Consider the following 6,477-nt stretch of genomic DNA (forward strand, 5'->3'; position numbering starts at 1 on the left):
CGCCAATACTTCGTTACGTATCGAAGTGTATTAGCCGACGGCGCCAACCTCGAACACCTCGCCGTCATAGCCGGCCTCGCGAGGGATGCGGAGCTGGCGGCCGGTTTCGGTCTTGGTCATGACCGGCATCACCGTGACGACCGACATGCCCTTGGCATGGTCGAGGGCCGCGTTCACGCTGCCCTGCTTCGCAAGCCGGATCAGATTGCGCGTGGTCGGGAACGGCAGCTTGAAGCGGCCGCTCTCGCCGCCCTCAACCGCTTCGCGCGGCGAGACCCAGATCGAATCCGTGGACTCGCGGCCGTCATGGGCACCGAGCTGATCGGGCGGCGCTGCCGCGAGGAAGAACCAGGTATCAAAACGCTTCGGCATACCCTCCGGCGTAATCCAGTGCGCGTAAGGCAGGAGCGTGTCGAGCGCGAGCTGGAGGCCGTTGTCGGAGAGAATGCTGAGGAAACTGATCTTGTGCTCGTTGAGCGCCACGCGGTGCGCATCGGCGATCTCGCCGGCGCGTTTGGCATCGATCGGCGTGTTGGAGCCTTTCGACCGTGCCAGCAGGATTCCGCTCTCTTCAAACGTCTCGCGGATCGCGGCGATACGAAAGCCGCGATCCGATTCACTGAGGCCCTCACCGCCCGAATACAGGTCGGACCGTTTGACGATCTCCTGATCGCCGGCATCGACACTGCCGCCCGGAAACACCAGCGCGCCCGAGTTGAACTCGATCTGATGATGGCGGACCATCATGAAGACCTCAACCTCATTCGCACCATCACGGAGCAGGAGGATGGTCGAGGCCGGGCGTGATGCTGATGTCTCGGGCATTCAATTAACCTGCGGCGCTGGATTGCGGGCCGAGATTGGCGCGCTTGTCGAAGCGGGCGACGCGCGACAACAGGTACTCGACCTCGGCCTTCGCCGTCGGCGTGATGGTCGCGCCGGGCTTGCGCTGGGCGCTGGAGGCGATGATTCCGCGCTTCTGAAGCACGTATTTGCGCACGGCGAGGCCCGCGCCCGGTTGCTGCTCGTAACGGATCAGCGGCAGATGGGCGTCGAACAGGTCATGCGCCGCATCGCGCTTGCCGGCCCTGGAGAGGTTCACGACGTCGATCAGGAGCTCCGGGAAGGCATAGCCGGTCATGGCGCCGTCGGCGCCGCGCTCCATCTCGAAGTCGAGGAACGTGCCGCCATTGCCGCAGAGGATCGAGAGCGGACGCAGCGAGCCGTCCTTCTGGAAGCCGCGCAGGGTCGTGATCTTCTCCAGCCCCGGCCAGTCCTCGTGCTTGAGCATCACGCAATTCGCATTATCCATGACGATCTTGCGGATCACCGCGGGGGTGAAGATCACCGACAAGGTCAGCGGATAGTCCTGAAGCACCCAGGGCACATCCGGCCCGATGGCCTCGGCGGCCTGCTTGTAATAGCCGACGATCTGGTCGTCGGTGCGGAGCGAGGGCGGCGGCGCAATCATCACGCCGGCCGCGCCTGCGTCCATCGAGGCTTTCGCCAGCGAGCGCATGGTGGCAAAGCCCGGCGCGGAAACGCCGACGATCACCTGCATTGTCTTGGCGCGCTTGACGAAGCGCACCGCCACCTGCTCGGCCTCAGCGGCGTCGAGCTTCGGCGCCTCACCGAGAATGCCGAGCACGGTGACGCCGTCGCAGCCGACCTCCTCGTAGAAATCGGTCAGCCGGTCGATCGAGCGTTCGTCGATCCGGCCGTCATCGTGGAACGGCGTCGGCGCGATTGCGAAGGTGCCCTTGGCGTCGGCGGTCAGTTTCATTGGGTCTCTCTGTCCTATCGTCTGTCGTCATTCCGGGTTCACGACTTCGTCGCGCCCCGGATGACAGTTCCGCTCAAAACCTCCGCGCGCCCATCTTGATCTGCTCGTCGGAGAAGAAGATCTCCTTGGCATGCTCAGCGATGTCCCGGGCATTCCAGCCCGAGTGCGGCGGTTTCCAGCCGTCCATTTCCATCATCCGCATTTCGCGCACGCCGCGGGGCCCGGACACGCCCAGCACCTTGCCGGTCTGGTCGCCCGACAAATCGCTGACCATGTATAGCACGGCCGGCGCAATGCCGTCCGGCCCCAGCGCCGCCCCCGGGTTCTCCTTATAGCGGGGCAGGTCTGCGGTCATGCGGGTCAGCGCGCCCGGGGCCAGCGTCCAGATCCGGATGTTGTACTTCCGGCCCTCGATCGCCAGCACGTTGGACAGGCCCCAGATGCCGCCCTTCGCCGCACCGTAATTGGTTTGGCCGAAATTGCCGATCAGGCCTGATGTCGAGGAGGTGTTGACGATGACGCCACCGCCGTTTTCCCGCATCCAGCGAAACACCGGCATGGTGCAACAAAAGGTACCCTTCAGATGGACCTTGATGACCTTGTCCCAGTCGGACTCGGACGCCTTGGAGAAGGTCTGGTCGCGCAAAATGCCCGCATTGTTGACCAGGATGTCGGCGCGGCCAAAATGCTTGATGGCGTCGTCGAACAGCGACTGTCCGCCCTCCATGGTGGAGATGTCGGCGCCGTTGGCGACCGCCTTGCCGCCCTCGGCCTTGATCGCGTCGACCACCGTCTGCGCCATCGAGGTGTCGGCGCCGGAGCCATCGCGGGGCCCGCCGAGATCGTTGACCACGATGGAGGCCCCTTCCCGCGCGAACAGCTTTGCATAGGCCTCACCGAGCCCTCCGCCCGCGCCGGTGATCAGCGCAACCTTGCCGTCGAGTAGTCCCATGGTGGCTTCTCCCTGTTTTTGTTTCTTGTGTCCCGGACGCGATGCAGCGTGAAACGCTGCTTCGCAGAGCCGGGACCCAGTTCTTCGCTGCCATGGGCCCCGGCTCTGCAGCGCACCGCTTGCGCGCTGCGCTGCGTCCGGGGCACGAGACCTAACCCAGCACCGTCTTGCCGTTCTTGATCACGGTGACGCCGCGCGACTTCACCTTGGCTTCGAACGAGATGACGTTGCCGTCCTTCCAGAGGTCCATGGTCACGGTCTCGCCGGGATAGACCGGCGAGGAGAACCGCGCGACGTGCTGGCGGAACGCGCTTGCATCGTAGTCGGCATAGGTCTGAAGCACGCCGCGGCAGGTGATGCCGTAGGTGCACATGCCGTGCAGGATCGGGCGCGGGAAGCCGGCCTTCTTCGCGAACTCGGGGTCGCTGTGCAGCGGGTTGCGGTCGCCGCAGAGGCGATAGACCAGCGCCTGATCGGGACGCGTGACGATGTCGATGGTCTTGTCGGGCGCGCGCGACGGGATCTTGTGCGGATCAGGCTGGGTCAGGCTCGGCCCACCAAAGCCGCCATCGCCGCGAGCGAAACGCGAGGCGACCAGCGTGGCGAGCTTCTCGCCCTTCTCGTTCTTGAGCACGGTCTGGTGGCTGATCACCACGCCCTTGCCCTCGCCCTTGTCGTAGACTTCGACCACGGAAGAGTCGGCGGTGATGTGCGCGGCCACCGGCAGCGGCTGATGGAAGGTGATGTCGCGCTCGCCGTCGACCACCATGACGCGGTTGAGGTTCATCTCGCCGGGCCCAGCGCCCCACGCCGCGACGGATGCGAATGTCGGCACCACCTTGAGCGGCCGCGGCGTCAGCGTGCCCTCGTTGACGAAGGCGAGCTCGTTCTCGTCCATCGGGTCGGCGCCGAGCCCGATGCCATAGGCGTAGAGCATGACCTCGCGATCACTGTAGGCGTAGTTCTGGCCGATGTTTTTCAGGCCTTTGAGCTCTTCGTATCTGGCGGACATTTTGTTTGTTTCCTCCCGGCGTTCTTTCAGCAGGCGGCGGCGCCTATTGCGCCCTCTCCCCTTGTGGGAGAGGGCCAGATGCCGCCCGCAACAAACTCGTTTGGGTGAGGGGTTGGCTCCGCGCTGCGAGTCTCTCCGCGGAGCAATACCCCTCATCCGGCGCTTCGCGCCACCTTCTCCCACAAGGGGAGAAGGAAGAAAGAGCTACACCGGCGTGAAGAACGGCAGCGGCGCGCCGTCGGTCGGCTTGAACACCACCTTCACCTTCTGGCCGATCTTGAGCTTCTCCAATTCGCAGTCGACGAAATTGGTCTGCACTGAGGGACCTTCCTTCAGCGTGACGTAGCCGATCGCGTAAGGGCCGGTCGGCGATTTCCGCATCAGGCTATAAGTGTAGATCGTGCCCTCGCCCGACGCCTCCTCCCACTCCGTCTTGTCGGAGTAGCAGAACGGGCAGATCGAGCGCGGGAAGTAATGCGCTTCGCCGCACGCCGTGCAGCGCTTGATCATGAACTTGCCTTGCTTCGCCGCGTCCCAGAACGCTGCGGTCTCCGGATTGGTGACGGGTGCTGGATATTTCTTGGCTTCGCTCATCACACACGCTCCAGAATGGCCGTCGAGGCGGCGTGGCGAACGCCCAATAGGCCGCCGGTGCCGTGGGCGATGGCGAGATCGCAATTTTTCACCTGCACCTTCGGATGCGCCTCGCCGCGCAATTGCCGCACGGCCTCGAGGATCTTGGTCATGCCGCCGCGGTTGACGGGATGGTTGCTGCACAGGCCGCCGCCGTCGGTGTTGAACGGCAGCTTGCCGACGCCCGAGATCAGATTGCCGTCCGCGACGAACTTGCCGCCCTCGCCCTTCTTGCAGAAACCGAGGTCTTCGAGCTGCATCAGCACCGTGATGGTGAAGCTGTCATAGATCGAGGCGTATTTGATGTCCTTCGGCGTGATGCCGGCTTCGGCGAACGCGCGCGGGCCGGACCAGATGCCGGCGGAGTAAGTGAGATCGAGATCCTTGCCGCCGCGCGGGCCCTTCATCGCCTCGCCATGGCCGATCAGCTTGACCAGCGGCTTCTTCAGGCTCTTCGCGATCTCGGGCGTCGTCACGATCAGCGCGCCGCCGCCGTCGGAGACAACGCAGCAATCCATCCGATGCAGCGGATCGGAGATCATCGGCGAGTTCAAGACGTCCTCGACGGTGACGACGTCCCTCAGCATCGCATGCGGATTGTATTGCGCGTGATGCGAGGCCGCGACCTTGATCCAGGCGAGCTGCTCGGAGGTGGTGCCATAGTCGTGCATGTGGCGCATGGCACACATGCCATATGCATTGTGCGTGGTCGCCCCGTAAGCGGACTCGAAATCGGCTTCCGCGCCGGCCGCGCGCGGCGGCATCGCGCCGGTGCGCGGCTTGCCGGCGAGCGTGATCAGCGCGATCGAGCACTTGCCAGCCGCAATCGCCTCCGCCGCATGGCCGAGATGGATGATGTAGGAACAGCCGCCGGTCTCGGTGGAATCGACGTGGCGGAGCTTTTTGGTGTTCAGCCCGAGATAATCGACCATCGGCCAGGCGCCGCCGGGAGCATCGCCGGCGCAGAAATAGCCGTCAACGTCGTCCTTGCTGATCCCGGCATCCTCGATCGCGCCCTTGGCGACCTCGGCATGGAGCTGGGCGGTGGATTTGTCCGGCGCATGCCGGGTCGGGTGTTCAAAAATCCCGGCAATGTAGGCCTTGCCCTTGATGGTCAAATAAGATCTCCGCTCGCGTTTCTTCTTGGCTCTTTTTTCTGAACCCCAGGGGCTTGATTGGCAAGCGCGGAAATATTCCGTCGGGCGAGAGGGCAGCGGGTCGGCGCAAATGGTAGCGATGCTCTCGTGTCCCGGACGCGCTGCAACGCCGTGGCGTTGCTGCGCAGAGCCGGGACCCATGCGGCCGCGACATCGTTGCGACGTGGGCCCCGGCTCTGCAGCGCACCGCTAAGAAGCGCTGCGCTGCGTCCGGGGCACGAGATCTGACCTTGCGGACATACAGTTGCAGCCTCGCGGCGCATCTCGCCCGAGCTTTACTTCCGTCTTGCTCCCTTCAAAACAAAGGGCGCAGGGAAGACCGGGTGCCGGCCGGGCACCCACGGTCCACTGTGCGAAATTTGCGCTACAAGAGGTTGCACAGCGGCATACAGGTGAAGCCAGACAACCGGCCTTCCCTGCGCAGTGGCTTTACGGCTTATGTCGTGCTCTCCCCGGGGAGCGATGCACTATTGCCCCCGTCGCCTTGCGAATGACCGCAAGACTTGACGCACAGACCCCGGGCGTCAGGACCACACGATTTTGCCGTACGCGACCTGCGCCCGTCGTGCACGAGACAACCGCTCGCGCGACGCAGCCCGCGTCCACCGCCACTCACCCCGCGTTTCGTGACGATCGCGATACGCCCCTCTGAGGGGGATGAGGTGGCGCACCGATACGACAATTCCGAATTTCGGTAAAGTGGAATATTTTTGCGCCCGTGGATTGACCCGCCCATTGGGTGTTTTACCCGACGGGCAACACAAGGAATGGTGCCGTAGATTCCATGGGGCGGTGAGCGAGCCCTATCCGTTAGGTTTGGGTTTCCACACTCGAACCACCGGAGAGTCTGATGCAAGCATCGACCGAGAGCACGCCCACCGCCGGACATAGTGGCACAATTTTCGTTGCAATCGAACTGAGCCAGCGGAGCTGGCTGGCA

Annotated in this window: 6 protein-coding genes; all 6 read right to left on the reverse strand. The window is 64.1% G+C overall.

Features of this window, described 5'->3' with window-relative positions:
- Positions 1 to 30: 30 nt before the first annotated feature.
- Positions 31 to 825 (reverse strand): NUDIX hydrolase, encoded by a 795-nt coding sequence (locus tag BMW89_RS26635; RefSeq protein WP_092030450.1) that lies wholly within the window; start codon positions 823 to 825, stop codon positions 31 to 33.
- Positions 826 to 829: 4 nt separating this feature from the next.
- Complete coding sequence (locus BMW89_RS26640; RefSeq protein ID WP_092030452.1) at positions 830 to 1,783, reverse strand: dihydrodipicolinate synthase family protein; 954 nt, start codon at positions 1,781 to 1,783, stop codon at positions 830 to 832.
- Between the two features lie 73 nt (positions 1,784 to 1,856).
- Positions 1,857 to 2,735 carry an SDR family oxidoreductase gene (locus tag BMW89_RS26645; RefSeq protein ID WP_092030454.1) on the reverse strand — a complete coding sequence of 293 codons (879 nt, stop codon included), beginning with the start codon at positions 2,733 to 2,735 and terminating at the stop codon, positions 1,857 to 1,859.
- A 151-nt stretch (positions 2,736 to 2,886) separates the two neighbouring features.
- Positions 2,887 to 3,747, reverse strand: coding sequence for a MaoC family dehydratase (locus BMW89_RS26650; RefSeq protein WP_177196326.1), 861 nt, complete (start codon positions 3,745 to 3,747; stop codon positions 2,887 to 2,889).
- A 204-nt stretch (positions 3,748 to 3,951) separates the two neighbouring features.
- Positions 3,952 to 4,341 (reverse strand): Zn-ribbon domain-containing OB-fold protein, encoded by a 390-nt coding sequence (locus BMW89_RS26655; RefSeq protein WP_092030458.1) that lies wholly within the window; start codon positions 4,339 to 4,341, stop codon positions 3,952 to 3,954.
- Positions 4,341 to 5,498, reverse strand: coding sequence for a thiolase family protein (locus BMW89_RS26660; protein ID WP_092030460.1), 1,158 nt, complete (start codon positions 5,496 to 5,498; stop codon positions 4,341 to 4,343). Before BMW89_RS26660 ends, BMW89_RS26655 begins: the two co-directional genes overlap by 1 nt.
- Positions 5,499 to 6,477: the final 979 nt, after the last annotated feature.

Source organism: Bradyrhizobium sp. OK095, assembly GCF_900109945.1.
In the GTDB taxonomy this organism is placed as follows: Bacteria; Pseudomonadota; Alphaproteobacteria; order Rhizobiales; family Xanthobacteraceae; genus Bradyrhizobium.

Coding starts and splice junctions, on each gene's coding strand:
- BMW89_RS26635 (WP_092030450.1), bottom strand. CDS start 825: ATGCCCGAGACATCAGCATCACGCCCGGCCTCGACCATCCTCCTGCTC.
- BMW89_RS26640 (WP_092030452.1), bottom strand. CDS start 1,783: ATGAAACTGACCGCCGACGCCAAGGGCACCTTCGCAATCGCGCCGACG.
- BMW89_RS26645 (WP_092030454.1), bottom strand. CDS start 2,735: ATGGGACTACTCGACGGCAAGGTTGCGCTGATCACCGGCGCGGGCGGA.
- BMW89_RS26650 (WP_177196326.1), bottom strand. CDS start 3,747: ATGTCCGCCAGATACGAAGAGCTCAAAGGCCTGAAAAACATCGGCCAG.
- BMW89_RS26655 (WP_092030458.1), bottom strand. CDS start 4,341: ATGAGCGAAGCCAAGAAATATCCAGCACCCGTCACCAATCCGGAGACC.